At 53.4% G+C, this 24,397-nt stretch carries 21 protein-coding genes; 16 read left to right on the forward strand and 5 right to left on the reverse strand.

What is annotated here, in order from left to right:
- The first annotated feature begins 65 nt into the window (after positions 1-65).
- The 9 genes from C4S74_RS00255 to C4S74_RS00295 all read left to right on the forward strand — a co-directional run bounded on the left by C4S74_RS00255 (position 66) and on the right by C4S74_RS00295 (position 9,375).
- Complete coding sequence (locus C4S74_RS00255; protein ID WP_009676594.1) at positions 66-326, forward strand: IreB family regulatory phosphoprotein; 261 nt, start codon at positions 66-68, stop codon at positions 324-326.
- Positions 327-378: 52 nt separating this feature from the next.
- Positions 379-789 carry a Holliday junction resolvase RuvX gene (gene ruvX / locus C4S74_RS00260; RefSeq protein ID WP_103993380.1) on the forward strand — a complete coding sequence of 137 codons (411 nt, stop codon included), beginning with the start codon at positions 379-381 and terminating at the stop codon, positions 787-789.
- A 12-nt stretch (positions 790-801) separates the two neighbouring features.
- Positions 802-1,104: a DUF1292 domain-containing protein gene (locus tag C4S74_RS00265; protein WP_103993381.1), complete on the forward strand. Its 303-nt coding sequence runs from the start codon at positions 802-804 to the stop codon at positions 1,102-1,104.
- On the forward strand, positions 1,101-1,397 hold the full coding sequence (locus tag C4S74_RS00270) for a DUF1292 domain-containing protein (RefSeq protein WP_103993382.1): 297 nt from the start codon (positions 1,101-1,103) through the stop codon (positions 1,395-1,397). The genes C4S74_RS00265 and C4S74_RS00270 overlap by 4 nt, the downstream gene beginning before the upstream one ends.
- Before the next feature lie 86 nt (positions 1,398-1,483).
- Entirely contained in the window at positions 1,484-2,563 is a 1,080-nt protein-coding gene (gene mltG / locus C4S74_RS00275; RefSeq protein ID WP_103993383.1) for an endolytic transglycosylase MltG, read from the forward strand.
- Between the two features lie 13 nt (positions 2,564-2,576).
- Positions 2,577-3,509 (forward strand): peptidase U32 family protein, encoded by a 933-nt coding sequence (locus C4S74_RS00280; RefSeq protein ID WP_103993384.1) that lies wholly within the window; start codon positions 2,577-2,579, stop codon positions 3,507-3,509.
- A gap of 11 nt (positions 3,510-3,520) precedes the next feature.
- Positions 3,521-4,807, forward strand: coding sequence for a U32 family peptidase (locus C4S74_RS00285; RefSeq protein ID WP_103993385.1), 1,287 nt, complete (start codon positions 3,521-3,523; stop codon positions 4,805-4,807).
- A gap of 214 nt (positions 4,808-5,021) precedes the next feature.
- Complete coding sequence (locus tag C4S74_RS00290) at positions 5,022-7,172, forward strand: methyl-accepting chemotaxis protein (protein WP_103993386.1); 2,151 nt, start codon at positions 5,022-5,024, stop codon at positions 7,170-7,172.
- Between the two features lie 133 nt (positions 7,173-7,305).
- The gene (locus C4S74_RS00295; protein WP_103993387.1) at positions 7,306-9,375 is read left to right on the forward strand and encodes a penicillin-binding protein 2; all 2,070 of its coding nucleotides are present in this window, start codon (positions 7,306-7,308) and stop codon (positions 9,373-9,375) included.
- On the opposite strand, the gene C4S74_RS00300 is transcribed toward C4S74_RS00295, so the two are convergent.
- Positions 9,363-10,667, reverse strand: a complete 1,305-nt coding sequence (locus tag C4S74_RS00300) for an ATP-binding protein (RefSeq protein WP_103993388.1) — start codon at positions 10,665-10,667, stop codon at positions 9,363-9,365. The two genes, C4S74_RS00295 and C4S74_RS00300, sit on opposite strands and share 13 nt — an antisense overlap.
- 293 nt (positions 10,668-10,960) lie before the next feature.
- On the opposite strand from C4S74_RS00300, the gene C4S74_RS00305 reads away from it, so the two are divergent.
- A complete protein-coding gene (locus C4S74_RS00305) occupies positions 10,961-11,785 on the forward strand; it encodes a lipoate--protein ligase family protein (protein WP_103993389.1) in 825 nt (274 codons plus the stop codon).
- Positions 11,786-12,200: 415 nt separating this feature from the next.
- Here the strand turns inward: C4S74_RS00305 and C4S74_RS00315 are convergent, their stop codons facing one another.
- Positions 12,201-12,929 carry an esterase family protein gene (locus C4S74_RS00315; protein WP_181024273.1) on the reverse strand — a complete coding sequence of 243 codons (729 nt, stop codon included), beginning with the start codon at positions 12,927-12,929 and terminating at the stop codon, positions 12,201-12,203.
- A gap of 227 nt (positions 12,930-13,156) precedes the next feature.
- Between C4S74_RS00315 and pdhA the strand changes: the two genes are divergently transcribed.
- The 5 genes from pdhA to C4S74_RS00340 all read left to right on the forward strand — a co-directional run bounded on the left by pdhA (position 13,157) and on the right by C4S74_RS00340 (position 19,385).
- Positions 13,157-14,224 carry a pyruvate dehydrogenase (acetyl-transferring) E1 component subunit alpha gene (gene pdhA, locus C4S74_RS00320; protein ID WP_103993392.1) on the forward strand — a complete coding sequence of 356 codons (1,068 nt, stop codon included), beginning with the start codon at positions 13,157-13,159 and terminating at the stop codon, positions 14,222-14,224.
- Positions 14,225-14,359: 135 nt separating this feature from the next.
- Entirely contained in the window at positions 14,360-15,340 is a 981-nt protein-coding gene (locus C4S74_RS00325; RefSeq protein WP_009673352.1) for an alpha-ketoacid dehydrogenase subunit beta, read from the forward strand.
- Positions 15,341-15,391: 51 nt separating this feature from the next.
- Positions 15,392-16,729: a dihydrolipoamide acetyltransferase family protein gene (locus C4S74_RS00330; protein WP_103993393.1), complete on the forward strand. Its 1,338-nt coding sequence runs from the start codon at positions 15,392-15,394 to the stop codon at positions 16,727-16,729.
- Positions 16,730-16,733: 4 nt separating this feature from the next.
- Entirely contained in the window at positions 16,734-18,149 is a 1,416-nt protein-coding gene (gene lpdA, locus C4S74_RS00335) for a dihydrolipoyl dehydrogenase (RefSeq protein ID WP_103993394.1), read from the forward strand.
- A gap of 255 nt (positions 18,150-18,404) precedes the next feature.
- The gene (locus C4S74_RS00340; protein WP_103993395.1) at positions 18,405-19,385 is read left to right on the forward strand and encodes a diguanylate cyclase; all 981 of its coding nucleotides are present in this window, start codon (positions 18,405-18,407) and stop codon (positions 19,383-19,385) included.
- A 120-nt stretch (positions 19,386-19,505) separates the two neighbouring features.
- Here the strand turns inward: C4S74_RS00340 and C4S74_RS00345 are convergent, their stop codons facing one another.
- Genes C4S74_RS00345 through C4S74_RS00355 form a run of 3 tightly spaced genes read right to left on the reverse strand, consistent with a single transcriptional unit; the run spans position 19,506 to position 22,697 of the window.
- Positions 19,506-20,891 (reverse strand): ABC transporter substrate-binding protein, encoded by a 1,386-nt coding sequence (locus C4S74_RS00345; protein ID WP_103993396.1) that lies wholly within the window; start codon positions 20,889-20,891, stop codon positions 19,506-19,508.
- Between the two features lie 43 nt (positions 20,892-20,934).
- Positions 20,935-21,756 carry a carbohydrate ABC transporter permease gene (locus C4S74_RS00350; protein WP_103993397.1) on the reverse strand — a complete coding sequence of 274 codons (822 nt, stop codon included), beginning with the start codon at positions 21,754-21,756 and terminating at the stop codon, positions 20,935-20,937.
- Entirely contained in the window at positions 21,753-22,697 is a 945-nt protein-coding gene (locus C4S74_RS00355; RefSeq protein WP_103993398.1) for a carbohydrate ABC transporter permease, read from the reverse strand. The genes C4S74_RS00350 and C4S74_RS00355 overlap by 4 nt, the downstream gene beginning before the upstream one ends.
- Positions 22,698-23,060: 363 nt before the next feature.
- Here C4S74_RS00355 and C4S74_RS00360 point away from each other — a divergent pair, with 363 nt between their 5' ends.
- Complete coding sequence (locus C4S74_RS00360) at positions 23,061-24,392, forward strand: ABC transporter substrate-binding protein (RefSeq protein WP_103993399.1); 1,332 nt, start codon at positions 23,061-23,063, stop codon at positions 24,390-24,392.
- Positions 24,393-24,397 lie beyond the last annotated feature (5 nt).

Consider the following 24,397-nt stretch of genomic DNA (forward strand, 5'->3'; position numbering starts at 1 on the left):
ATAACGGGATCAGCAGCAATTGCAGCCGATAGAATTTGAAAAAGCAAACATTGGAGGTGCCTTTCATGGATTTTATGGACAAAACGGTGAAATTCAATGTCAAAGCCGATGAGATCGAAACATCCCCCAAAGAAGTGCTATTAACTGTCTATGACGCTCTGCAGGAGAAAGGCTACAATCCGATCAATCAAATCGTCGGTTACTTGCTTTCCGGGGACCCGGCTTACATTCCCCGGCACAATAACGCCCGGAGCCTTATTCGCAAACGGGAACGCGACGAATTGATCGAAGAATTGGTACGCTCTTATCTCAAAGAGCATAAATAAACGGGCCTGCGCCGATTCCCGGCAAACGGGTCCGGCTTAGGAGTTCACACGTATGAGAACGATGGGCCTAGACTATGGCGACAAAACAATCGGCGTTGCCGTAAGCGACCTTCTCGGGCTTACCGCCCAAGGGATCGAGGTTATACGCAGAGCCAGTCCGCAACACGATTTAGACCACTTGCGGCGGTTAATCGGGGAGTACGAAGTAACGGAGATCGTGGTCGGCCTCCCCAAAAATATGAACGGCTCGATCGGGCCGCGCGGCGAGCTTTGTCAGGAATTCGCCGCACAGTTGACCGAGACGTTTAACCTGCCTGTACGCTTGTGGGACGAACGATTGACTACGGTATCCGCGACCCGCACTCTTCTGGAGGCGGACGTTAGCCGGAAGAAGCGCAAGCAGGTGGTCGACAAGATCGCCGCTGTGCTGATTCTGCAGGGATATATGGACTCTAAACGATGAGGTGATGGAACCATGGCTAAAGAAGAGGATTTTCAGCAAGAGGAAGCGGAAATTATTTATATCCCCGATGATGAGGGCAACGAAGAAGAATTCGAAGTCGTCATGAAATTCGAAGTGGATGGTTCCGACAAAAAGTACATGATGGTCGTGCCGGTTGAAGACGACGAGGAATCCGACGAAGTGTACGCATTTCGTTACGAGGAAGACGAGAACGGCGACGATCTGAAGCTTTACACCATCGAGGACGAGGAAGAATGGAATATCGTTGAAGAAACGTTTAATACACTAATTGCCGAAGAGGAAGAAGAAGCATGAGTGTGAACCAGACGAACGAGTTGCGGAGTTCTTTCGGAGATGATATTATTTTATTCGACGAACAGGACGAATCCACCGTCTTCCGTATCCTGACGGAGATTCTACATGAAGACCGCCACTACGCCGTTCTGCAATCCGAAGAGATGAAGAAAGATGGCGAAGTGTCCGTATTCCGGGTATCCCGGGATTCGGAAGGAACTCTGGAGCTGGAAACCATTGAAGATGACGAGGAGTGGGAAACCGTCTCCGAATTGTACGACGAGCTCACGTTTCCGGAACACGACGAACCTTAAGAAATCTAAAGCAAACCAGAGCGGAGTCAAATCCGCTCTTTTTCATGCAGATGATTGGCGCCAAGATGACTATTGTGGAGGAACTTATGCATCGTCCTAAATCACGATTAAAACGTTTGATGACCGGGCTGCTGGTCGTTGTCCTGCTCTTAGCCGGCTGCGCTGCGGCCGCGGCTTATTATATACGGGGTGAGCTGCAGCCGACCTCGGCTTCCGACCAGGAGAAGAAGGTCGAGATCGTTTCCGGCGACGGCGTGAAAAATATCGCTTCCAAGCTTGAGAAGGAAGGTCTTATCCGCAACGCCTCCGTGTTTATGTATTACTTGAAATGGAAAAACGAGGGCGGCCGTTTCCAGGCCGGCGAGTATGCGATGAAGCCCGGCATCGGAACGGACGAAATCATCGCGGTACTGAACAGCGGGCAGACGGCAAAAGCGAATCGTCTGACTATTCCCGAAGGATACACGGTCACTCAGATTGCCGACAAAGTCGGACAGCATAAAGGGCTGGAAGCGTCTGCCTTCGTCAAGGCGGCGGAAGCTTACAAGCCTGCGCAAGGGGAAGAGCTGCTTGCCGGAATTCCGGCGGATGCCAAACTCAAGCATAAGCTGGAAGGGTACCTTTTTCCGGATACGTACGATATTCCCAAAGATGCTACCGAGCAGAAGCTTATCACCCTTATGGTCGATCAGCTGGACAAGCGTCTGCAAAACCTGCCTGCGGATTGGAATGACAAGCTGAAGGCGAGCGGGCTGACCTTCCATCAGATGATGACGATCGCTTCCCTGATCGAGCGTGAGGTGGTTGTGGACGAGGAACGTCCGCTTGTGGCAAGCGTCATTTACAACCGGCTGAAAATCAAGCAGCCCCTGCAGATCGACGCGACCGTGCAGTATGCGCTGGGCAAGCAGAAGGAACGATTGCTCGAGAGCGATCTGAAGATCGAAAGTCCTTATAACACATACAAAAATCCCGGACTGCCTCCGGGCCCCATCGCGAGTCCAAGCCTGGCGTCCATCAAGGCGGCGCTGTATCCGACGGAATCTAAATATTTTTATTACGTAACCAAAAAAGACGGAAGCCAGGGGCACTTGTTCGGAGAAACCTATGCCCAGCATCTGGCCAACATCGAAAAAAGCAAGCAAACCGAGAAAAACGCGAAATAAGAAGGTGACGAGGTTGATTCCAAAACCCGAGCTGCTTATAACGGCAGGAACGATAGAAGAAGCGAAGCGATTCATACAAGCCGGAGCGGACGCCGTACTGGTCGGCGAAGCGGCATTCGGCGTGCGGCTTCCGGGCGACATCACAATTCAAGAGCTGAAGGAACTGGTTCCTTACGTTCATGAACAAGGCGCTAAAATCTATGCGGCCGTCAACAATGTCTTCGATAACGAGGCGCTGCCGGAGGTAGAGAAATATCTCGCGGCTATCGCCGCTATCGGAGTCGACGGAGCCGTGTACGGAGACCCCGCCGTGCTGCGCATGGTGAATAAGGGGGAGCTTGACCTTCCCCTTCACTGGAATGCGGAGATGACGACGACGAACTATGCGACGGCGAATTACTGGGCATCCCGCGGAGCCGTGCGCGCGGTTCTGGCCAGGGAATTGAATCTCGAGGAAACGCTCGAATTCAAGCGTCACGCGAAGCTGCAAGTCCAGGTTCAGGTACACGGGATGACGAATATTTATCATTCCCGCCGAAGCCTGGTTGCCAATTACGCGGAGCATCTGGGCAAAGAGGCGGACAGCCTCGACCGTTCCATGGATAACGGGCTTTTCCTGATTGAGCAGGAACGGCAGGAAGAGCGGTACCCGATTTATGAGGACAGCAACGGAACCCACGTGATGAGCTCCGACGATATCTGCATGCTGGAAGATCTTCATGAACTGATCAAGGGGAATATAGACAGTCTCAAGATTGAGGGATTGCTGAAGTCCACCGAATATAACGAAACCGTGGTGAGAGCGTACCGGCAAGTGATTGATGCCTGCTGCGCCGATCCGGATTCTTACAAATTTGACGACGAAATGCTGGAACCCATCCGCCGCCTGCAGGACCCCGACAGGGAACTGTCTTTCGGCTTTTTCTACAAAGAACAAGTATATTGAGGTGAACCACCATGAGTATTGCCGCAACTGTTAACGAGCGTGCACGCGGCAGACGCGTTCGTCTGGACAAGCCGGAGCTTCTTGCCCCGGCGGGCAGTCTGGAGAAGCTGAAGTTTGCCGTCCATTACGGAGCGGATGCCGTGTATATCGGCGGCCAAAAGTACGGCCTGCGCTCCAACGCCGACAATTTTACCTTCGAGGAAATGCGGGAAGGCGTCGAGTTCGCTAAACGATACGGCGCCAAAGTTTTCGTGGCGACGAATATTTATGCCCACAATGAAGACATCGAGGGAATCGAAGATTATTTGAGAGAGCTTCAGGAAGCCGGCATCTCGGCTATCATCGCCGCCGATCCGATTATTATGGATACCGCCAGACGTGTCGCTCCCAAGCTTGAGGTGCATTTGAGCACCCAGCAGTCGGTGATGAACTGGCAGACCGTGCAGTTCTGGAAAGAAGAAGGGATCGAGCGGGTGGTTCTCGCCCGCGAAGTGAGCATGAGCGATATTGACGAGATCAAACACCATGTCGATATCGAAATCGAGGCGTTTATACACGGGGCTATGTGCAGCTCTTATTCCGGACGCTGCGTCCTTTCCAATCATTTTACAGACCGCGATTCCAACCGCGGAGGGTGCTGCCAGTCCTGCCGCTGGAAGTACGACCTGTACGCCAAGGGGGCTCCGCTGTCCGATCCGCTCGCACCCGATTTTCCCCTTTACGGTGAAGAGGAAGATGCGTTTATGATGAGCGCCAAGGACTTGTGCATGATCGAGCATATTCCCGATATGATCGAGTCAGGTGTGGACAGCTTCAAAATCGAGGGCAGAATGAAAAGCATCCATTACGTGGCCACGGTTGTAAATGCCTACCGCCAGGCCATCGACAGCTATTTTGAAAATCCGGCGGCCTACGAGGTTAAGCCGCTCTGGCGCGACGAAATCAACAAAGCGGCTAACCGTCCGCTGAATACCGGATTTTTCTACGAAGCGCCCGGCCCCGAAGATCATATTTTCGGACCCGAGGATAAGGCGGCAAGCTACGATTTCGTCGGTGTAGTCATGGAATATGACGAGAAGACTCGGACGGCCGTCATTCAGCAGCGCAATTACTTCAAGCCGGGTACGGACGTGGAGTTTTTCGGTCCCGGAGGCACGCACTTCAAGCAGCGGGTGGACATCATCCGCGACGAAGAAGGTGCGGAACTCGATGCCGCGCGCCATCCGCTTCAGCTCATCCGCATTGTAACCGAGCTGCCGGTAAAACCTCTGGATATTATGCGCAAACGTACCCGTTAATGGATATTAATACCGACTGGCTTAGGCCGGGCGGTATTTTTTTTTATTTCTAGGTCTGTGTAATCAAAAAAAGATGTTTTTTATAGGAAAAAGGGCACAAATCAAAGAGGAAAAACACAAATCGTCGTCGAACATTAAAACAAAAGTAGAAAATACTGGGGATAATAAGTTTTTGCATAAGACTTTCTTCCTAAAAAAGTGGATGGTGGTGCGCATGAACAAAAAACTCACACAGACAGCAGCCCAGTTAAGAGAGCGTTTTCAAAAGAAACAAGCTCCTTCAGGGGGCGCTCCGGAGCCGGGACGACCGGGGGGAGGCTTTCTTTCTTCCTCTATGGGGTTGACCAACCCGGCGAAATCCGTAGGCATGAAATTGTTTCTTATTTTTATCGTCAGTATTTTATTTTTTGTTCTAACTGTGGGAATTACCTCGTACCAGCTTTCGAAGAGCGTCGTGCGCGACAAAGTAAGCGAAGCCTCGAAGCAGACTATGATCCAGGCGAGCCAGAAGCTTGATCTTCTTTTCGGCGGATTTGAAGATTTAACGATGCAGATGATGCTTGATGCCGATTTGCAGCGCCTGCTGGATATCCGCAACGAGGTGAAAGAGGGTACTTACGAACAGCTCGAAGTTACCCGTAAAATTACGGAAAAAGTAAACTCCTATTTATTTTCCAACAAATCGATCAAAAGCTTGACGCTGCTCAAGACAGACGGTCAGATGATCAATTCCAACGGAGCTTCCTTGAATGCTTCAACGGAAGAAATTACAAAAACGGACTGGTTCCAGGCAATCGCCAAAACCAGCGGACAGCCGCTGTGGCTGGACACGAAACCGAAAGGTTATTTTAGCGGAGAACCGGCAGTCGCAATGGGCCGCTACCTGAACTCGACCAGCACTTCCACGCCGATCGCGATGCTTCTGATGGAAATTCCTACGTCGATTCTGGAAAAAGAGCTTGGACTTATCCAGCTCGGCGATAACAGCACGATGTATATTTCGGATGCGTCCAACAAGCTGATCTATGCGAAAGACCAGGAGCTTCTCGCCAAGCCTTCCCCGGTTACGATCAGCGAGGAGCAGCAGAAGACGGCTTCCGGCGACTTTCTCTCAGCGGACAAGCAGACGCAGAACGTCTACTCGAAGTTCGCAGGCACAGGCTGGTTCCTCGTAGGCAGCATGCCCGTCGGAGAACTGGTTAAAGATGCGAACGTCATCTTTAACCTGACGCTCGTGATTGCTCTTGCGGCGGCCGTTATCGCCGCTTTGATCGGCATTTTCGTGGCGCGAATGATCGGAAGGCCATTGGCCGGACTGGCCGGGCTTATGAAGCAGGGCGCCCAGGGAAATCTGAAGGTCCGGGCGAATCTGAAGAGTCAGGACGAGATCGGCATGCTCGGCGAAAATTTCGATAGGATGATGGAGCAGATTACGACGCTGGTCCGCCAGACGAACGAATCCGCCCAGGAAGTGCTGAACACGGCATCCGAAGTGGCGAATGCCTCCAAGATTACCGCGACGTCCGCGAAGGAAATCGCCGTGGCAACCGACGAGATTTCGGGAGGAGCCGCAGGGCTCGCCTCCGAATCCGAACGCGGGAACGAGCTGACGCATCATATCGGCGAGAAAATGAAGCAGGTAATGTCCGCTAACCTGGAGATGGGAACGGCAGCCTCGGGCGTCCGGAGCTCGGGCGAACAGGGCACGAAATACATGGAAGAGCTCAGGGACAAAACCGGCCAGACGGAAGTGATGACCCGCTCCATGGTGGAGAAGGTCGACAATCTGAAAGAAAGCACCCGGTCCATCCGCAAAATTTTGGAGATGCTGCACAATCTGACGAAGCAGACGAATATCCTTTCTCTTAACGCGACGATTGAGGCGGCAAGAGCCGGTACGGCCGGCAGAGGATTTATGGTGGTGGCGGACGAAATCCGTAAACTGGCGGATCAGTCCAAGCAGTCCATCGACGTTGTGGCTCAGATCACGGAAACGATTCAGCGTGAAATTGATGAAACCGTCCATGTGCTTCATCAGGCTTACCCGCTCTTCAATCAGCAAATCGGTGCCGTGAAAGAAGCAGACGGAATTTTTGCCGAGGTACAGAACCATATGAGTCAATTTATCGAACGGTTGAACGCGGTGACGGAATCGATAAGCGAGCTGGACCAGTCGCAGGCCGTGCTGTCCGATGCGATGACGAATGTGAGTGCAGTGGCGGAGCAGTCCTTGGCGACTTCGGAAGAAGTTGCTTCCCTCAGCTCCGAGCAGCTCAGTATCAGTCAAAATCTGGTCAAGCTTTCCGACAAACTGGAGAACCTCTCGAACTCACTGAAAGACACCTTGTCCAAATTTACATTATGAGCCCTGAAACGTCCCTTTTCCGGAAACCCGGAAGGGGCGTTTTCTTTTTTTGGCTCGGCAGCGGAAGGTTTGGACGAATCCCCCCTTGTCTATACTGGAAACAAAAGCAGGGGGACACGGGAGCGGTGAATGTATGAGCAATAAAATACCCGGTACTGCCGGTAAAGAAAAAACACATGCCGGAACGGGGGCCTTGCTTGGGGATAGTGGCAGCAACAGTACCAACGGCGGCGGCAACAGGAGCGATAGCCACGATAACAACGGCAACGATAGCAATGGCAACGATAGCTACGATAGCAACGGCAGCAACACGAGCAGTACCCTCAGCAGGATCAACCGCTATAATGGCAGCAAAACGGACCCGCGCCGCAAGCTTCTGCTGCTGCTGGGGTTAACCGGCGTTTTGGCGCTTCTGGCCGCCCGCTTATTCTGGATCCAGGTGCTGAGGCCCTACAGCTTTTCATCTAACGATGTAGACCTGGTCAAAAATTCCGTTTTGCAGCGTCAGAAAAGCATTGTGCTGGATACGGGAAGAGGAGACATTTACGACCGGAATCTGAAGCCTCTGACCGGCAAAACAATACGGACCGCCATTATATTTCCTGTCCATCCCGATTATACGGGCTCGGCAGAGCAGCTTCGGAAAATCAGGGAAGCTTTCGGAGTGGAGGAGGACGACTGGAAATCCTTTATCGGACGGGTAAAAGAGCCGTTTTTATGGACGGGAAGCCTGACGCCTCCCGAAAACGGCGGAAAGAACGGCGGCAAACCGGCATCCTCCAAAACCGGCGAGCCGGCTAAAGAACCATTGGAATTAACGCCTGCCCAGATCGCTCTGCTGGAGGGAAGCGGGCTTTCGTACGTACAGGTGACGGATTATAAAATCCGTTATACGGATCATCCCGCCGCTGCCCAGGTGATCGGCTATATCGGCCAGAACCCCGAACGGATTTCAGGCATGTACGCCCGTGAGCTTGCGGCGGGACATTTGACGCTTACGAGCGAGATCGGGGCATCCGGACTGGAGAAAACGTTCGAATCCCGGCTTCGGGGCATCGGAGAGCGTTCATTATCCGTATTTGCGGATGCGGGAAAACGGCCGCTTGACGCTCTGAGCGCCAGACTGATTTCTCCGGATCAGTCCCGCTATCCCTTGCGGCTGGTGACTACACTGGATTCGGATATTCAGCGGAGCATCGAGGAACGGATGACGCGACTGGGAATAGCCAAAGGGGCGGTCGTCGTTCTGGACGCCGCTAATGCGGATATCGTGGCGATGGCGTCCAAGCCGTCTTTTCACCCGGGGGAAATCAACACGGTCGATGGAGACTGGGCCAATCTCGGCGTCAAGGCCGCCGCGCCGGGTTCGATTTTCAAAACGGTTGTTGCCGCAGCCGCTCTTGAGAAAGGTGTTGTCAAACCGGATGAGACTTTTGACTGTCACGGGGCCTGGGGCAAATACGGGTTTACCTGCTGGAAGAAGGAGGGGCATGGGAAGCTTACGTTCGAAGAAGGATTTGCTGGGTCGTGCAATATTGTTTTCGGCGAAGTCATGGGGCGTCTGGATTCGGATGAGCTGGAAACCTATGCGCGGAATCTGGGACTTCTCAATCCCGTGGGATGGACAGGGAGCCTCACGGGAGGAGACGCGCTCGCTCAAATTGACGGGGAGGAAGGCGGTCGCATTTTCGGGGCGCAAACGCCGAGAAACGATGAAGGGGTGCGGCTGCAGACCGCTATCGGACAGAGGGACGTCCAAGTGACGCCCCTGCAGGCCGCGAATCTGGTCGTAACCCTTCTGCACGGGGGAAAAGCGCGTGCCCCGCGCCTTGTTAAAGAAATCCGGTTCAGGGACGGACTGACGCTCGACTCGTTTGCCCCCAAGTTTCTCCCCGGCGCGAGACAATTTCTCTCTCCTTCGACCCGGAACGAACTCCTCCGGGAGATGAGGCTCGTTGTACGAAGCGGAACGGCCAGGCAGCTGGAAGCGGCGAAATGGCCGCTGGCCGGAAAGACGGGCACGGCACAGGTGCGATCCGGCCCGCGCGAAACCGTGAACCAGTGGTTTATCGGCTACGGTCCCGTCGAGGCTCCACGGTATGCCGTGGCGATCGTCATACGCGGGGCTGCGCCGGAAGCGCCTTCACAAGCGGTTCCGCTGGCGCGCGAGATCATGGATATGCTGGCGGATCAGCCCAATTGATCCTGTGCGGAAGCGAACTGAGAAGGGGCCGCCGCCTGAGGGAGCGTGAGCAGCACCCGGGTTCCCCGGCCGGGAACGCTCGTCACCTGGACTTTGCCGCCGAACGTTTCGATGATACGGAATGCCACCATGACGCTGAGCCCCGTCCCCTTTTGTTTCGTGGAATAAAAAGGAGAGCCTAGCCGGGCGATTTCTTCCGCGCTCATCCCGATTCCGGTATCTTCAATGGAAATGCAGACGCTTTTGGTCTCCGGATAAGCTTCTATTCTTAGCCGTCCTCCATCCGGCATCGCTTCGATTCCGTTCCGCGACAGGTTCACAAGGCACTGGATTAATTTTTCCGCGTTTGCCGTGACCCATAAGGATGGGGGGGCGTGCGTTTCAAGCTGGACCCTGCTGCTGCCGGCATAGCCTTGAATGCGCTGGACCAGACCGACTATAACGCCGCTTACGGACAAAGGCTCGGTTATTTCGGCCTGGGGTTTGGCAAAGGCGAGATAGCTGGTAATGATCTGCTGGACGCGGTCCATTTCTTCGATAGCCATAGAGGTATAAATTTTTTTCTTTTCTTCGCTCACTTCGGTCTGTGATAAAATTTGCAGAAAGCCTCTGGCGACCGTCATCGGATTGCGGATTTCGTGCGCCACGGAAGCGGCCAGCTCGCTGACGACGTTAAGCTTTTCCGCCCGCTGCGATTCCAGCCGGTTGAGCCGGCTCTCCCGGATAAAACCGGACAAATAAATGACGATGGCCATAGAAATGCAGTGCAATAAAATAGAAAATGCGTGAAAGGAATAAAAATCGGAAGGAAGAGCTAACTGGTGCTTGCGATGGAAGTAAATTTGAAAAGCCATAAACGTAAAGCCCAGGCCGCCGGACAGCAGGACGGGACATAAAAAGGCGGATAACCATCCGGTTTTTTTGCACAATTTGAGGTACAGCCCGCCGAAACAGGCGCAAATCAGCAAAAAGACAGCGTCCGTCGGAAGAGAGGCGGGAAAAACGAACCCGTGGAGAAGCAGGAGACTGGCCGTAACGGCCAATGCCGGTAGAAGTCCCCCGTACAGAAAGCTGCCGGCGAGGGGAATCATGAACAAGCTCTGCTTGATGCCGCTGCCGGAGCTGTAGGGATAAGTGGCGCACGCAAGAGCGGCCAGAATGCTGACGAGCGTCATCACAGGTTTATACGATTTTTTGCCTAACGGATTGCTTTCATCGAAGAAAGGGGACACGATGACAGGTGAACACGATATCAGGACGTTAAACAATACCTCATGGAAACTGATCGACATACGGTTCGCCTACTATCTTTAGAAGTTTATAGGAAATCCGTCCCATATCTTGGTTGAGGTTAGGACAGTATACCTAGGCAGTTTTTTCCACAATTGTTGAGCTATGTATTACTTCGATAGACTTATACAAATTTCCTACTTGTAAAATGCCAGACCTCACATCCTGATGGGAGAAAATGAACCTGTCCTTGCGGCATGAGCACGGTTTCCCCTACAATAAACAAATAAACACGGCTATAAGCCGTGCCGAACCGCAGCAGAGGATGGACCGATAGACAGAAGGAGATTGCCGAATGGACTCATTGCCGTTATTACCCGAAAAGATTACGCTCATTGACCGCTCCGGGGATCTGGATGCGGATTTACTGTTTCCGTTTGCCCTCGAAGAACTGCTCATCCGCAAAGTGGGAGAAGGAGCGGACCCCATCGTTCATTTGTGGAGACATCCTAAAGGGCTTGTGCTCGGTCTCAGGGACAGCCGGCTGCCCCTAGCCCCTCAAGCGGCGGCCAGAATAGGCCGGGAAGGAAGAGCGGTAATTGTGCGCAATTCCGGGGGAGCCGCCGTGCCGCTGGATCCGGGAGTAGTGAATGTAACTCTGATTACACCCAAGCCGGTGGGGAAAATAGATTTTCATGACGATTTCGAAACGATGTACCGTTTTCTGGGCGGTGTCCTGGCTGACTGGAACACTGGCGTTGCCAAAGGAGAAATCGCCGGTTCCTACTGTCCCGGCGATTTCGATCTGAGCGTAGGCGGCCGCAAGTTCTGCGGCATCGCCCAGCGCAGGCAGGCACGCGCGCTGTCCGTGCAGGCTTTCGTCGTCGTCGAGGGCACCGGGGCGGAGAAAGCCGCCGTGGCGCGCTCGTTTTACGACGAGGCGGGTCAGGGCGCGGCGCCGGACAGCTACCCGGACGTGGAGCCCGGGCGCATGACGAGCCTCGCCGAGTATGCGGGCGCCGGGCTCACGTCGCCCGCGTTTTGCCGACTGACGGGAGAGTGGCTCTCCCGACAGTCGCAGGTGCGGGCAGCGGATTACCGTGAATTCGCTGCGGACGAGGACATCGCGGCGATGATGCGCACGATGCGGGAGCGCTACGGCTTCAAAGCCGCGGACTAGCGGCTGCGCTGAACGGCCCGGCGGATGCGGCTTCGCGCCGGAGCCCGGCTTCACGCGGCAGGCGGGGGCGGCCTTGAGCGCGCAGTGGTGCAGCGGGCACGTCGCTCCGGCGCTTGCCGCGTTCCCCGCGGGCCGTGCCGCTTTGACGCAGGCGCATGGCTCTGCGCTGCACCGCGGGACGCGTCAGCCTCGCGGCAGCGGGGGAGCGCGGTAAGGCCAAAGCGATGCGCGGCCTGGCGCCTTGTACTCTTCCCGCATATACAGCTTCAGCTGATGCGGAGCCAGCTGCTGGGGCAGCTGTTCGCTTCCACTTTCGAAGCCGTACACATAGACCGTGCCGCTTTCTCCGCAAGCAAAAAAACCTCCATTCCATGCAATCCGTGGAATGGAGGTTTTTTGATATATGGCCCGCTGATCAGCCGAAAAACTTTTCCAAAATCTCTGGAAGCTCTTTTTGCCAGAAGCCCCACACGTGCTTGCCCGGTTTCTCTTCGTAGAAGAGCCGGACGTTTTTTTGCTCAAGGAGAGCTTTCGAGAGCCGGTTTGCCTCCACGAAGTCAAAGGTGCCGCGCTCAGTCTTGACCTCTTCCTCGTCCAACCCGATCAGCATGTACAGCTCCAGCCAGGACAGATCGCCCTCGGACTGAAGACGGCTGCGCGTCGGTTCCAAAAAAGCGCCGGAAAGGGATATAACTCTCGTAAAGAGGTGAGGATAAGTTAGGGCAAGATGCAGGGAAACCGTGCCTCCGAGGGAATCGCCGGCCAGTACGCGCTCGCTTTTGTCCGTGCGCACGGCATACTTGGACTCGACGAAGGGAAGCATTTCTTCCGCGAAAAAACGGATATAGGCTTCATGCTTTTCACCGTCCGGAGAATATTCCGATGTCCGGATTTTGACGTTTACATCGACGCCGACGATGATGGCCGGCTCCCAGCCGTGATCGAGAATGCCTGCGGTCATGGTGGTCGCTATCCGGCCGAAGTTGAAAAATTCTTCTCCGTCCTGACAGTAAATGACCGGATACGATAGGACTTCGTTATAACCGGGGGGCAGGAAAATACGCAGGGATCTTGTCGAATTAAGGTGCTTGGAGCTGATTTCCTCTTTTACAATGGTTCTTTTATAAAGTCTGGAATCGGTCATAACGGGTATCCTTTCTTTACTCCTCTAAAGGAGGTTGTATTATAATAGTGTAAAGGTTTTGTTGATCTGTATTATATATATAAAACATCTGTACTATCCCGAATCGATATAAGGGCGTTAATGTACCAAGTTACCTGTTGATATTCCATACGAAACAGGTTTATAATAATTAGTATAACAGAAAGTCTTTTTCCTGGCATGAAAATCATAGATGAGGTGACAATCACATGAGCAAGCCGCAGTATGAAGTAAGTTCCGAGCAAGTACAGCCCTTGACCATTATCGGGCCCGACGGAACCGTGATAAACGAAGAGAAAATGCCGAAACTTAGTGACGACCAATTAAAAGAACTTATGCGCCGTATGGTGTTCACCCGCGTTTGGGACGAACGCGCGATCAATCTGGGACGTCAAGGCCGCCTCGGCTTCTATGCGCCGGTTTCCGGACAAGAAGCTTCCATGATCGGCAGCGAATTCGCCCTGAACAAAGAAGACTTCGTTTGCCCGGGCTACCGTGATATGCCGCAAATCGTATGGCACGGTCTGCCGATGTACCAGGCGTTCCTGTACTCCCGCGGTCATCAGCACGGCGGCCAGGTGCCTGAGGATGTGAACGTCCTGATGCCGCAAATCATCATCGGCGCTCAAATCCTGCACGCTACCGGTATCGGTATGGCGTTCAAGAAGAAAGGCGAGAAGCGCGTTGCCATTACTTACACCGGCGACGGCGGTAGCTCCGAGGGCGATTTCTACGAAGGTCTTAACTTCGGCGGAGCGTTCAAGCTTCCGGTTATTTACATGGTACAGAACAACGGTTACGCGATTACGACTCCGTTCTCCAAGCAGACCGCAGCGCAATCCATCGCCCACAAGGCGCTGGCGGCGGGTATCCGCGGCGTACAGGTTGACGGTATGGACGTTCTGGCTGTTTACGCGGCCGTATCCGAAGCGGCTGAAATCGCCCGCAACGGCGGAGGCCCTACGCTGATCGAATCCCTTACTTACCGTTTCAAACCGCACTCCATGGCGGACGACACGACGAAATACCGTACGAAGGACGAAGAAGGCGAATGGGCGCCTAAGGATCCGATCGTGCGCTTCCGTGCTTATCTGACGCAGAAGGGCCTCTGGAGCGAGGAAGAAGAAGCGAAAGTGAAAGAAGAAGCGAAAGCGACTGTTGCGGAGCAGATCAAAAAAGCCGAGCAAACCGAGAAAATGACGGTAGCCGGCCTGATCGATTCCATGTTCGAAACGACTCCGAAGCACCTCGAAGAACAAAAAGCGCAGTTCTCCTAAGAGGAACTGCTTGAAGAAACCAGCAACGGTCAGCGGCCTCTTTAGACGGCCGCCAGCCTTTTTTACACTAAATAATCCGGTCTAAGGCCGTGTTCTCTGACAGATAGAAGAACGATATGGGAGGCAGTAGATGTCATGGCACAAATGACGATGATTCAGGCGATTCAAGACGCTATGCGCGTAGAGCTTGCAAGAGATAAGAACGTTGTGTTGTTCGGTGAAGACGTAGGCCATGTGGGCGGCGTATTCCGTGCAACGGAAGGACTCCAGAAAGAATTCGGCGAGGACCGGGTATTCGATACTCCACTGGCCGAATCCGCTATCGGCGGTCTGGCGGTAGGTATGGCGACTCAGGGCTTCCGTCCGATCGCGGAAATCCAGTTCGTGGGCTTCATTTATGAAGCACTGGACCAGATGGCCGTACAGGCAGCCCGTATGCGCTACCGTTCCGGCGGCAGCTACCAGGCTCCAATCGTATTCCGTACGCCTTTCGGCGGCGGCGTTAAGGCAGCCGAGCTTCACACGGATTCCCTGGAAGGTTTGATGATCCAGACACCGGGTATTAAAGTAGTAATTCCTTCTAACCCGTACGATGCGAAAGGTCTTATGATCGCGGCGATCCGCGACAACGATCCGGTATTCTTCATGGAACACCTGAACTTGTACCGTTCTTTCCGTCAGGAAGTTCCGGAAGGCGAATACACGGTAGAGCTGGGCAAAGCGAACGTCGTTCGCGAAGGCTCCGACGCTACGATCATCACTTACGGCGCCATGGTTCACACTTCCCTGAAAGCTGCGGAAGAGATCGAGAAAACCCGCGGCGTGAAAGTGGAAGTTATCGACGTCCGTACGCTGATGCCTTTGGACATCGACACGATTGTCGAATCCATCAAGAAAACCAACCGTGCCATTGTGGTGCAGGAAGCACAGAAAACGTCGGGTGCTGCTGCTGAAATTATCGCACAAATCAACGAAAAGGCTATTCTGCATCTGGAAGCGCCGGTTCTCCGCGTTGCCGCTCCGGATACGGTTTATCCGTTTGCTCAAATCGAAGATCAGTGGCTTCCGACACCTGCCCGCATTATCGACGGGCTGAACCAAGTGCTGGATTTCTAATCCTGCCTGCGGCTCCACGAATCTACTACTCAATATAGGAGGTTGTTCTTCTTGGCACGTTTTGAATATAAGTTCCCGGAACTTGGCGAAGGCATTCATGAAGGCGAAATTGTCAAAGTCAATGTTAAAGCGGGCGACAAGGTTGATGACGATACGATTCTGATGGAAGTTCAGAACGACAAAGCTGTCGTGGAAGTTCCTTGCCCGGTTAACGGCCAGATTCAGGAAGTGCTCATCAAGGAAGGCCAAGTATGCCACGTCGGCGAAGTGGTCATGATCATCGACGCGGAAGGCGAGATTCCGGAATCGGAAACTTCCGCCGCGGCTCCTTCACCGGAAGCGGCTGCACCGGCTCCTTCCAACGCACCTTCGACTGAGCTTCCGAAGAAGGAAGACCAAGGCGCTCCGACCGCTCCGGCTCCGGAAGAAACGAAGAAATCCGAAGGCGGCAAGCCGTCCGCAGCACCTAAAGATATTCTGGCCACTCCTAGCGTACGTAAATTTGCGCGCGAGAAGGGCATCAACATCGCGGAAGTTTCCGGCACAGGCAAGAACGGCCGCATTACCCGCGAAGACATCGAAGGCTTTGTATCCGGCGGCGGCGCAGCCGCAGCAGAGGCCGGACAGCCTGCACAGGAGAAAGCGGCTCCTTCCAAAGCGGCCTCCGCACCTGCGGTACAAGGCGAGCTGGAAGAAGAGCGCATTCCGTTCAAAGGCATCCGTAAAGTGATCGCCAATGCCATGGTTAAATCCAAGCATACGGCTCCTCACGTAACGCTTATGGACGAAGTCGACGTGACACAGCTCGTGGCGCTCCGTACCAAAGCGAAGCCGCTTGCCGAGAAGAAAGGCGTTAAGCTTACTTATCTGCCGTTCATCGTTAAAGCGCTCGTGGCGGCTACCCGCCAGTTCCCGGTCATGAACGCCATGATCGACGAAGAGAAGCAGGAAATCGTCTACAAGAAATACTATAACGTGGGTATCGCGACGGATACGGACAACGGACTTCTCGTACCTGTCATTCACCATGCGGACCGTCAAAATGTCTGGATGATTGCGGATTCCATTCGCGATCTGGCCACACGCGGCCGCGACGGCAAGCTGACTCCGCACGAAATGAAAGGCAGCACGATTACGATCACCAACATCGGATCCGCCGGCGGCATGTTCTTCACACCGGTCATCAACTATCCGGAAGTTGCCATTCTCGGCACTGGCCGTATTTCCGAGAAGCCTGTCGTGAAGAACGGCGAAATTGTCATTGCTCCGGTAATGGCCCTGTCTCTCAGCTTCGACCACCGTCTGGTTGACGGCGCAACAGCTCAAAATTTCATGAACTATATCAAGCAGCTGCTTAACGATCCCGAGCTGCTCGTGATGGAGGTATAAAGCGATGGTAGTAGGAGATGCTTCTTTAGATATTGACGTTCTGGTAATTGGTGCGGGTCCCGGCGGCTATGTGGCTGCCATCCGCGCTGCACAGCTTGGCAAAAGCGTTCTGATCGTGGACAAATCCGAATGGGGCGGCGTCTGCCTGAACCGCGGCTGTATCCCTTCCAAGGCTCTTATTTCCGCGGCTCACCAGTACGAAGCGGCTCAGCATTCCGAAGTAATGGGAGTAAGCGTGGAGAACGTTAAGCTGGACTACGCGAAAACCCAGGAGTGGAAAGCTTCCGTTGTGAAAAAGCTGACCAGCGGCGTTGCAGGCCTGCTCAAAGGCAACAAAGTGCAAATGTTCCAGGGCGAAGTCATGTTCATCAACGAAAACGAAGCACGTGTTTTCAATGAGCAGGAAGCTCCGCGCTACCGCTTCAAGCACTGCATTATCGCGACAGGTTCCCGTCCGATCGAGCTGAAGCCGTTCCCGTTCGGCGGACGTATTCTTTCCTCGACCGAAGCTTTGGAATTGAAAGAAATTCCGAAAAGCATGGTCGTAATCGGCGGCGGATACATCGGTATCGAGCTGGGTCAAACCTTTGCGAAATTCGGTACGAAAGTAACGGTACTTGAAGGTTCCGATACGGTTCTTCCGGGCTTCGAGAAAGAAATGACCCGTCTGGTTGCCAAAAACCTGGGCAAGCTGAACGTGGAAGTGTTCACGGAAGCTCTCGCTCAAAGCTCCGAGCAAACCGAGAACGACGTAACCGTAACGTTCACGGTTAAAGGCGAAGAGAAGAAAGTTACGGCCGACTACGTACTCGTAACTGTCGGACGTCGTCCGAACACGGACGGCGAGCTTGGCCTCGACCTGATCAACGTGAAATTGACCGACCGCGGTCTGATTGAAGTTGACGAGCAGGGCCGGACAAGCATTCCGCACATCTTCGCTATCGGCGATATCGTTCCAGGCCTGGCTCTGGCTCACAAAGCTTCTTACGAAGGTAAAGTGGCGGCGGAAGCTATTGCCGGACAGCCTAGCGTTGTCGATTACAAGGCCATCCCGGCCGTTGTATTCTCCGATCCGGAGATCGCATCGGTAGGCCTTAACGAAACCGAAGCCAAAGAGAAAGGCATGAACGTTTCCGTAGGCAAGTTCCCTTATGCCGCTAACGGCCGTGCTCTTTCCCTGAACGCAACCGAAGGTTTCGTTAAAATCGTAGCGAACAAGGATACCGGTCTTGTTGTCGGTTCCCAAATCGTAGGTCCGGAAGCATCGAACCTGATTGCCGAAATCGGACTGGCGATCGAAATGGGCGCTACGCTCGAAGATATCGCTCTTACGATTCATGCTCACCCGACGCTTGGTGAGATCGTAGCCGAAGCCGCCGAAGGCGCTCTTGGCCACCCGATCCACATGCTGGGTAAATAATTTCTGATATTTTTTCTTAAAATAGACACAATTAGACATGCGCCGGAGATAAATTCTCTGACGCATGTCTTTTTTTACAGGAATTTGAACTAGGACCGCAGTATTAAAGAGGTAACAAATAATAGGTATACTGGCTTATATAGTCGAGTCAACCCTCTATGGAGGTGCCTCTACATCGTAAAGGAACTCATCGTCAATTTTGCTCTCCTGCTTGCTTTTCTGTTCGCCGTTAGTCAGATTTACAAAGATGAACGTTTGGATTTCACGAGACCGTGGACCCGGATAAAAACCGGTCTGGCAACCGGTGCATTCGGAATCGTGTTGATGTATTTCAGCATTCCGATCGCCCCCTACACCATTGTTGATTTTCGAGGGTACGCCGTTTTGCTGGCGCTTCATTTCGGAGGCATTTATTCCGGATTTATTGCCGCCGTTCTCATTGCCGCGGCACGAATCGCCTTGTTCGGCGGTCCCAACTTATCCGCCTTCATCGGGGCGGCGAATGTACTTCTTATCGCTTTCGTCGGAGGCCTTGTGCTAAGAAGTGCGGACAAGCGGTACTGGCCCCGCTGGACGAAAATGATGGCGGTCCTGCTGGTCACGACCGGGGCCTCCATCTTTTCCGCCATTGGCGCGACGAGCCTGCCTATCATGCCGATTATTCTCGGTACACTGGCGGTGGGCGGATTTTTTATCGGATATATGGTCAATTATATCGTGAGAGCCCATCAGCTTTTTCTGCTGATGAAAGAAGCGTCGCATGTCGATTTCTTGACGGGCCTGAACAATCACCGCACGTTTGACCGGCTCTTTAACGAGCTCGTTCAATCGGCGGAGCGTAAACAGGAGGAACTGTCCCTGCTGACGCTGGATATCGATTATTTCAAAAAAATAAACGATACGTACGGACATCTTGCAGGGGATGCGGTTCTCCAGCAAATCGGGGGACTCCTGAGAGATTCGTCCCGCAGGATGGATGAAGTGTGCCGGACCGGCGGGGAAGAATTTGCCGTCCTGCTCCCGGACTGCGGCCGTAATGAAGCTTTGCACTATGCGGAGCAGATCCGCTCCAGAGTAGAGCGCAATTCCTTCCTGCTCGCAGACGGGAAGGCGATCCGCCTGACGATCTCGATCGGGGCGGCTACTTTTCCGCAGGTCTCACCCGATCTCTTAATCGAGGAAGCGGATAAAGCGCTGTACCGTGCGAAGCATAACGGGCGCAATCAGGTTTGCTGACTGAACAGCGCGGTGCTAAAGTAGGAATACGACAAGAGCACAGCCTCAAAGGGGCTGTGCTCTTTTGCCGGAACGGCGGGTTCATCTTGTCATTCTGTCCGTTTCGATATCTGTTTTAAATCATTTAACCGTCTGATTGTATTTGCCGATCTTTTCCGTAATCGACTTGGCGGCTTCATCCAGAGCGGCCTGAGGCGTTTTCTTGCCGTTCAGGGCTTCTTCAATGGCACCCTCGACGATTTGCCTTGCTTCCGGGAATACGCCTATTACAGCGCCCCCAGTGGCCGTATTCGCCTTGCTTTCATGCAGCTGGTCGATGGCCGTTTTAAACTGCGGATATTTGACGAGGTTATCTTTCACGATTTGCTCGTCATACGCTTTTTTCGTGATCGGGAAGTAGCCGGTGTTCACATGCCAGTAAGCCTGGGATTGCGGGGAAGTCAGGAATTTAATGAACTCCCAAGCCCCTTTCTGCTCGGCTTCGGATTTATTGTTCATAATATAAAGGCTGGCGCCTCCTACGACAACTCCGCCGTCTTTGGCGTCCGCCGGTTTGGGCAGGGGAGCCGTGCCTACCTGGAACTTACCCTCCGCCGTGGAGACGATGCCTTTCAGAGAAGCGGTCGAATCGAGCATCATGGCGATTTGTCCCGCCGCGAATGCTTTTTTGGTGTCATCGGTTTTGCGTCCGAGGTTCAGCGCGGTTTTGTTGTCGACCATGGATTTCCACCACGTTAAAGCTTTGAGGCCCGCTTCTTTATTTACAAGAGATTCCGTCGCGGGAGCCGTGCGTCCGTTGCCGTTATTGACATATTCCGCTCCCTGCTTGGCGAAGAACTGTTCCATAAACCAGCCGTAAATAGCGAACGACGCACCCGCTTTGCCGTCCTTGGATAGAGCCTGCGCCGCTTTGGTGATTTCATCGAACGTGACAGGAGGCTTCTCCGGATCAAGACCTGCGGCTTTGAACATATCTTTGTTGTAGTAGAGAATCGGGTTGGACGTATTGAACGGCATGGAATTCAGCTTGCCGCCGATGGTGTAGTACTGGGTAATGTTTTCTTCAAGCTGGGAGAGATCGTATTTATCGGCGTCAATGAACGTTTGTACGGGGGTAATGGCTTTCGAATCGATCATGTAACGGCTGCCGATTTCATAAACTTGAATGAGCGACGGACCGCTTTTGGAATCCATGGACGCTTTCATTTTGTTCAGGCTTTCGTCGTAAGTCCCCTGAAAAATGCCTTCAACCTGAACGTTCTTCTGGGAAGCGTTGAAGTCCGAGATCAGCTTGTCCGTCACTTTCCCGAGCTCGCCGCTCATGGAGTGCCAGAAAGTGATCTTCGCCGGTGCCGCGGTGTTTTCTTTTGAGGCGGCCGAACCTGTTGCTTCTTTGCCGGAAGTTTGTGCGGTGTCGCTAGCGCCGCCGCAGGCCTGCATGAGCAGAGCGGAAGCCAGCAGCATAGCCGTTACGGAAGTGCGGCGGGACGGTTTGTACGAAAACATGGGTTTGTCTCTCCTTTTTATCAATCAAAGTGGTGGATAAACGTCAGCCTTTGACGGCCCCTACCGTGAGGCCGCGGACGAGCTGCTTAAGCCCGAGCACGAGCAGAAGCAGAGAGGGAAGCAGAACGAGCGCCACTCCGGCAAGCACCAGGTTCCATGAGGTAAACTCCTCGAACTGGAGCATGGAGATGCCGATTTGCACGGTGCGTTTGGCGGGTTCGTTCGTGACGAGCAGCGGCCAGAGATAGCTGTTCCAGGCGCTGAGGAAACTATATACGCCCAAGGTTGCCAGACCGGGCTTTGACAGCGGGAACGCGATGGAAAAAAAGCAGCGGATATGCCCGCAGCCGTCGATCTTGGCGGCTTCGAACAGCTCGCCCGGCAGCTGCATGAAAAACTGGCGCAGCATAAACGTTCCGAACCCCGTCGCAAGGAAAGGGACGACAAGCGCCGCGTAAGTGTCGGTCCATCCCCAGCTGCGGATCGTCAGGTAATTGGGGATCATCGTCACTTCCCAGGGAATCATCATGGTGCTCAGAAACAGCAGGAATACGAGCTTTTTGCCCGGAAAACGGACGAAAGCGAAAGCGTACGCCGCCAGGCTTGCCGTAAACAGCTGCCCCGCCATAATAAGCAGAGAGACGGTAAAGCTGTTAGTCAGAAAAGCCCCGATCGGCACAAGCTCCATCACCGTTTTGAGATTGCCCAGATACAGACTCTCGGGAAGGAAGGGCGGCGGAAACCGGCCGGCTTCACCCGCCGTCATAAATGTGGACGCATACGTAAAGAAAAGCGGGTAGAGCACGAGCGCGGCCGCCGCGGTCAGAAAGACGTAGACGGCGGTTTTTTGCAGGGAACGGATCATGAGTAATGCACTTTCCTTTCCAGAACGCCGAACTGCACGAAGGTGAAGAACAGGACGATCACGAATAAAAGTATGGCCTGCGCGCTGCCGGAGCCGAAGCGGAAGTTGACAAACGCTTCCTGATAGAGGGAATAGACCATGACGTTGGTCGTATCCATGGGCCCGCCTTTGGTCAGAATCTGGATTTGGCCGAAAGACTGAAAGGCCCCGATCAGGGAAACCACTCCGACAAAGAACAAAGTGGGCGAAACGAGCGGCAGGACGATCCTGAAGAAAGTACGCATCGGACCCGCGCCGTCGATTTTGGCGCTGTCGTACATATCCTCCGGCACGCTCTGCAGACCGCTGAGCAGAACAATGTAAGCGAAGCCCAGATTCATCCATATCGTCATCAGAGAGACGGAGACGAGCGCCCAGCTCGGGTCGGAAAGCCAGGCGACGGGTGCCTGTCCAAGCAGGCCGAGCCAGTAGTTGAGCATCCCGGCAGTCGGATGGAAGAGCAGGGCCCAGATCACGGAAGCGGTGCCGATCGATAGGGCCATCGGTAGGGAGAAAATGAACTGGTAGACTCTCTTGCCCTTCAGCCCTCTGTGTGTCAGCGCGGCAAGGAGCAGAGCCGCGGCGATCGTGGTCGGGATCGTGAGCAGAGCGAACTGGGCCGTAACGCCCAGGCTATGATAAAATTTCTCCGAGGTAAGCAGTTCCCGATAGTTCTCGAAACCGACATATTCGGCGATTTTTCCCCGGAGATTCGTGCTGTGTACGCTTAAATACAAGGACTGGAAGAACGGGTAAAACAAAAAAATCCCGAACCCGGCCAGTGACGGCAGCAGGAACAAATAGCCGATCCCCGCTTCGCGGACGCGGTTCCACCAGGAGGCGGTCCGGATGCCCCTCGCGTTTCCGGCCCGGATTGGTAACGATTCATCGACGGTATTCATCGATTTTTTATCCCCCTTTCTTTCAGGGTTAAGTGTACGTACGGACTATTTTGCTCAGATCAATTGAACTTGAAGGTTTTGTAAAACCGGCCGGGAAGCGCTAAACCTGTCGAATCAAGGAGGGAATGGGAAAGGAGCAGGGGAGAATACCTAGAGCTTCAGTTGGATTACTTCCTAATAAAATGTAAAAGGAATCCTTAATTTCTATAAATAGGATTAAGGACTAAGGGCCCACTATTTTACCCCCCAAGTGAGAGGATTTTATCCCTGTATTGTTGAAATGAGGACCTGCCGTAAGAAGGGCAACGTCCCTATAATCAAACTTGTAAGACACAAATTCAAACGTTTTGGGGAGGTCTACAAATGAAAAAGAAACTGGCGACAATCATGGCCGTAGCCGTGGGACTGACAACCGTTCTTTCCGCTTGCGGCAAAGATGAGGGAGGCGCTAGCAGCACAACATCTCCTGGTGGAAGCGCTGCACCGAAAGAATTTACCGTTTCTTTCCGTCATACGCAAATCAAAGACACAGCCAAGAAAAGAAAGGCTATGTTCGAGGATGCTCTTAAAGAAGTTGAAGCTAATGTTCCCGGCCTGAAATTCGAATCCGAAGGCGTGGACGAAGTTGTTAACCGCGATACAAAGCTGAAAGCCGAAATGGCCGCCGGTAACCCTCCAAAAATTTTCGAACTTTTCGGTGGTACCGATACAAAGAACTATGCGAAAACAAACAACCTGCTTGACCTGACGCCGATTCTCGACGAGCTTGGCCTGAAAGACAAATTCGTTGACCTCTCCGAGTTCACGTATGACGGCAAAGTTTACGGTCTTCCGATCGCCGGTTACCTGGAAGGCATGTTCTACAACAAGAAAATTTTCAAAGACAACGGCGTAGAAGTTCCGAAAACGTACGAAGAGTTCCTGAAAGCTTGCGAAACGTTCAAAGCCAAAGGCATCACTCCGATGGCGCTTGGCGGCAACGAAGCTTGGGTACTGAACATGCTTCCTAACACCCTGTACGTACGCGTAGGCGGCCAATCAGTCGTTGACGGCCTCCAATCCGGACAAAGCAAATGGACGGACGAAGCTTACGTCAAAGGCCACACTATGTTTAAAGACCTGATCGACAAAGGCTACTTCAACAAAGATGCTCTTGCTCTGAAATATTCTCAAACACAAGACCGTTTCGCTAACGGCGAAACTGCTATGATCTTCGACGGAGGCTGGGCGAACCAGAAGTACTCCAACCCGGATCAATCCAAAATGGCTGCTGACCTCGGCTTCTTCAACTTCCCGACTGTAGAAGGCGGCAAAGGTAACGATCTGATCAACGGTTCGTACTCCAACGGCTTCGGTTTCTCCGCTAAGCTGAACGAAAACGAGAAAAAAGCGGTAAAAGAATTCATCAAAGTCTTCTTCACCGAAAAATATCAACTTCGTCAGCTGAAAGAAGAAGGATTCTTCCCGTCCATGAAGCTCAGCTCCACTGGCGACAAGCCGATCATTGCCGAAATGCTGAAAGCATCCGAAGGCAAGAAAACATTCCCGGCTTTCGACTCCCTGATCCAGCCTAAAGTGAAGCTTGATCTTGAGTCCGGAATCCAAGCTTTCGTAGGCGGCAAAAAATCCGTTCAGGACCTGCTGGCTGATGTTCAAAAATCCCAAGAAACAGAAAACAAAAAGACTGCAAAGTAAGATTA

The sequence above is a fragment of the Paenibacillus sp. UNC499MF genome (assembly GCF_900107975.1).
Classification (GTDB): domain Bacteria; phylum Bacillota; class Bacilli; order Paenibacillales; family NBRC-103111; genus Paenibacillus_F.

Excerpts from the sequence above, each read along its gene's own strand:
- C4S74_RS00255 (WP_009676594.1), top strand. The coding sequence starts at position 66 with ATGGATTTTATGGACAAAACGGTGAAATTCAATGTCAAAGCCGATGAG.
- ruvX (WP_103993380.1), top strand. The coding sequence starts at position 379 with ATGAGAACGATGGGCCTAGACTATGGCGACAAAACAATCGGCGTTGCC.
- C4S74_RS00265 (WP_103993381.1), top strand. The coding sequence starts at position 802 with ATGGCTAAAGAAGAGGATTTTCAGCAAGAGGAAGCGGAAATTATTTAT.
- C4S74_RS00270 (WP_103993382.1), top strand. The coding sequence starts at position 1,101 with ATGAGTGTGAACCAGACGAACGAGTTGCGGAGTTCTTTCGGAGATGAT.
- mltG (WP_103993383.1), top strand. The coding sequence starts at position 1,484 with ATGCATCGTCCTAAATCACGATTAAAACGTTTGATGACCGGGCTGCTG.
- C4S74_RS00285 (WP_103993385.1), top strand. The coding sequence starts at position 3,521 with ATGAGTATTGCCGCAACTGTTAACGAGCGTGCACGCGGCAGACGCGTT.
- C4S74_RS00290 (WP_103993386.1), top strand. The coding sequence starts at position 5,022 with ATGAACAAAAAACTCACACAGACAGCAGCCCAGTTAAGAGAGCGTTTT.
- C4S74_RS00295 (WP_103993387.1), top strand. The coding sequence starts at position 7,306 with ATGAGCAATAAAATACCCGGTACTGCCGGTAAAGAAAAAACACATGCC.
- C4S74_RS00300 (WP_103993388.1), bottom strand. The coding sequence starts at position 10,667 with ATGTCGATCAGTTTCCATGAGGTATTGTTTAACGTCCTGATATCGTGT.
- C4S74_RS00305 (WP_103993389.1), top strand. The coding sequence starts at position 10,961 with ATGGACTCATTGCCGTTATTACCCGAAAAGATTACGCTCATTGACCGC.
- C4S74_RS00315 (WP_181024273.1), bottom strand. The coding sequence starts at position 12,929 with ATGACCGATTCCAGACTTTATAAAAGAACCATTGTAAAAGAGGAAATC.
- pdhA (WP_103993392.1), top strand. The coding sequence starts at position 13,157 with ATGAGCAAGCCGCAGTATGAAGTAAGTTCCGAGCAAGTACAGCCCTTG.
- C4S74_RS00325 (WP_009673352.1), top strand. The coding sequence starts at position 14,360 with ATGGCACAAATGACGATGATTCAGGCGATTCAAGACGCTATGCGCGTA.
- lpdA (WP_103993394.1), top strand. The coding sequence starts at position 16,734 with ATGGTAGTAGGAGATGCTTCTTTAGATATTGACGTTCTGGTAATTGGT.
- C4S74_RS00345 (WP_103993396.1), bottom strand. The coding sequence starts at position 20,891 with ATGTTTTCGTACAAACCGTCCCGCCGCACTTCCGTAACGGCTATGCTG.
- C4S74_RS00350 (WP_103993397.1), bottom strand. The coding sequence starts at position 21,756 with ATGATCCGTTCCCTGCAAAAAACCGCCGTCTACGTCTTTCTGACCGCG.
- C4S74_RS00355 (WP_103993398.1), bottom strand. The coding sequence starts at position 22,697 with ATGAATACCGTCGATGAATCGTTACCAATCCGGGCCGGAAACGCGAGG.
- C4S74_RS00360 (WP_103993399.1), top strand. The coding sequence starts at position 23,061 with ATGAAAAAGAAACTGGCGACAATCATGGCCGTAGCCGTGGGACTGACA.